Here is a 3,025-nt window from a genome sequence, read left to right on the forward strand (position 1 = left end):
CCCGGGCGCAAGTCGCTGATGACCGCCGAGCGCTACAAGACCACGGGTCCCGACCACTGGTCGGTGTTCTACGACCAGCTGAACGGCTCCGTGCCGATCTCGGCCCCGTCGTACTACAACGCCCTGGCGACGTCCCTCAACCAGCGCACCACGCAGGCGATCTCGTCCGGCTCCGCCAAGTCCGCCCTGGATGCCATGCAGGGTGACCTCGAGAAGGTAGCGCAGGGGTCCTGATGTCCTCCGTCGCCGCCGTACCGCACGCCCTCGTCGAAGAGGACGTGCCGCACCAGAAGGCGAAGCCACCTCGGGTCGTCCGCCGCCGCCCAGGCGCGCGGCGGGCGGCCCGCCGAGAGGCGGTCTTCGGCTACGCCATGATCGGCCTCGCGATGCTGTTCGTGACGGTGTTCACGTTCCTGCCGATCCTCGCCTCGCTCGGGCTGTCGTTCTTCGACTGGGATGTCATCTCCCCGCCGAAGTGGGCGGGCCTCGCGAACTACCAGAGGTTCTTCAGCGACGGTCCGGTGCTGCAGTCGTTCGGTGTGACGATCTGCATGGCGATCGCGATCGTCGTGCTGCAGCTGTCGCTCGGCCTCTTCCTGGCCGTGCTCGTCAACCAGCGCACCTCGACGTTCGGGCGGACCTTCTTCCGCACCACGTTCTACCTGCCGCTGCTGGCCTCCACGGCCGCGGTGTCGATCTTCATGGGGTACCTGTTCGACGCCAAGTTCGGCGCGATCAACTACTACCTGGGGCTGCTCGGCATCCCGGGCGTGCCCTGGCTGACCAGCCCGTTCGGCGCGCAGGTCACCATCGTGCTGATCGTCGTGTGGCAGCAGGTGGGCTTCACGTTCGTGCTGTTCGTGTCGGCGCTGATGTCGGTGCCGGTGGATGTGCTCGAAGCGGCATCCATCGACGGGGCCGGGCCCCTGCGCACCCTCTTCCGCATCAAGATCCCGCTCATCAGCCCGACGATCCTGTTCGCGGCCGTCATCGCGCTCATCAACGCCATGCAGCTGTTCGACCAGCCCTACATCATGACCAAGGGCGGGCCGGGCACCGCGACCACGACGGCCACGATCTCGATGTACCAGACCGGGTTCCAGAACCTGCAGTTCGGGTACTCGTCGGCGATCGCGATCGTCCTCCTGCTGCTGATCCTCGCGATCACCGGCATCCAGTTCCTCGCATCCCGGAAGCTGGTGTTCTACCAATGAGCGCGACAACGACCATCGTCACGGGCTCCCCGCAGGCGGCGCGCCCCGTCACCGGAAAGCGCCGCAAGGCCTTCCAGGTCGGCAAGTTCGTCGGTCTCGTGGTGCTCATCCTCGCGGCCGTGTTCGCGCTCGGGCCGCTGCTGTGGACGCTCACGACCTCGCTGGCGACCCCGGCACAGGCCTTCACGAACCCGCCGCAGTGGCTGCCGCTGCACCCGGACTTCAGCAACTACGCCGCCGTGTTCGAGCAGATCCCGATCGGCCAGTTCTTCGTGAACAGCGTGATCGTGACCGTGCTCATCGTGCTCGGCCAGACCGTCACCTGCACGCTGTCCGGCTACGCGTTCGCGATGATCTCGTTCCCCGGCAAGAACTGGATCTTCGGCGCGTTCCTCGCGACGATGATGGTGCCGCTGCAGACGATCATCATCCCGGTGTTCATCATCATCAAGACGCTCGGGCTCACCGACAGCCTGGCGGCGCTGATCGTCCCCGCGCTCGGCAGCGCGTTCGGCACGTTCCTCATGCGGCAGTACTTCATGCAGATGCCGCGCGAGCTCGGCGAGGCGGCCCGCATCGACGGGGCGAGCCAGTGGGGCGTGTTCTGGCACGTCTACGCGCGGATGGCGGCGCCGGCGATCTCGACCCTGGCGATCCTGAACTTCTCGGGATTCTGGGCGGAGTTCTACCGGCCGCTGATCTTCCTGCAGTCGCAGAGCAACTTCACGCTGCCCCTCGGACTCGTCGGCCTGCAGGGCAACCTCGGCACCGGTTCGATCTCGGTGGTGCTGGCCGGCGTCGTGATCGCGATGATCCCGAGTGTGCTGCTGTTCATCTTCGCGCAGCGCTACTTCATCGCCGGCGTCACGGCGGGCTCGTCCCGCTGACCGTTCCGCATCCATCCCGAAAGCGAGGCATCCGACCATGGCTCCCGCTCCCGCGCATCACCTGCCGCAGTACCACCTGCGCACGCCGCGCGGCTACGTGAACGACCCGAACGGACCGGTCGAACTCGACGGCACGACGCACCTGTACTTCCAGTCGCGCCCGCTGGCCGACCGGGCCGTGCCGGTGGAGTGGGGGCACGCCTCCAGCGCCGACCTCGTGCGCTGGAGCCTGCACCGGCCCGCGATGGCGCCGGTGCCGGGCGGGCTCGACTCGGAGGGATGCTGGTCGGGCAACACCCTCGCCGAGGGCGACGAGGTGGTCGCGTTCTACTCGGGCAAGCGCGCCGGCGACACCTACCAGTCGGTGCTGCGGGCGGTCTCGACCGACGGCGGCGCGACGTTCGGCGCGGCGCGGCACGTGGTCGCCGACCCCGCCGTGGAGGAGCGGGTCACGATGTTCCGCGACCCGTTCGTCTTCCGCGACGGCGATGCGCTCACGCTCGTGGTCGGCTCCGGCCGGGCGGACGGGTCGGCCGCGATCCGGCGCTACCGCAGCCGCGACGGCCTGGCCTGGGAGTACGCGGGCGACGTCGCCCGCCTCGCGCGGACGACGGTCGACGGCGAGGACACCGGCGATGCGTGGGAGTGCCCGCAGATCGTGCCGACCGATGCCGGCGAGGTGGCGCTGGTGTCGGCGTGGAGCTTCGACGGCGGCATCGGGCACGTGCTCTCGTTCCCCCTCGACGGCGGCACGCCGGTGCCCCGCCGCGTCGACCACGGCGCGAACTTCTACGCGGCCTCGGTGCTGCGCGACCACTCCACCGGCGGCCCGGTGCTGTGGGGCTGGATCACCGAAGGCCGGGCCGACGCGGCATGGCAGGAGGCCGGCTGGGCGGGCGCGATCTCGCTGCCCCGCCGGGCCTG

2 protein-coding genes and 2 pseudogenes are annotated in these 3,025 nt (G+C 69.2%); all 4 read left to right on the plus strand.

Translation table 11 applies throughout. The features are described from left to right. Positions 1 to 234: pseudogene (locus tag VJR25_RS00170) on the plus strand (sugar ABC transporter substrate-binding protein); the annotation flags it as partial. Then, positions 234 to 1,214 (plus strand): sugar ABC transporter permease, encoded by a 981-nt coding sequence (locus VJR25_RS00175; RefSeq protein ID WP_324111285.1) that lies wholly within the window; start codon positions 234 to 236, stop codon positions 1,212 to 1,214. The pseudogene VJR25_RS00170 and the gene VJR25_RS00175, both read left to right, overlap by 1 nt. Beyond that, positions 1,211 to 2,101, plus strand: coding sequence for a carbohydrate ABC transporter permease (locus tag VJR25_RS00180; RefSeq protein ID WP_324111287.1), 891 nt, complete (start codon positions 1,211 to 1,213; stop codon positions 2,099 to 2,101). The genes VJR25_RS00175 and VJR25_RS00180 overlap by 4 nt, the downstream gene beginning before the upstream one ends. A gap of 37 nt (positions 2,102 to 2,138) precedes the next feature. After that, positions 2,139 to 3,025: pseudogene (locus VJR25_RS00185) on the plus strand (glycoside hydrolase family 32 protein); the annotation flags it as partial.

This window comes from Microbacterium sp. (assembly GCF_035277845.1).
Lineage (GTDB): Bacteria > Actinomycetota > Actinomycetes > Actinomycetales > Microbacteriaceae > Microbacterium.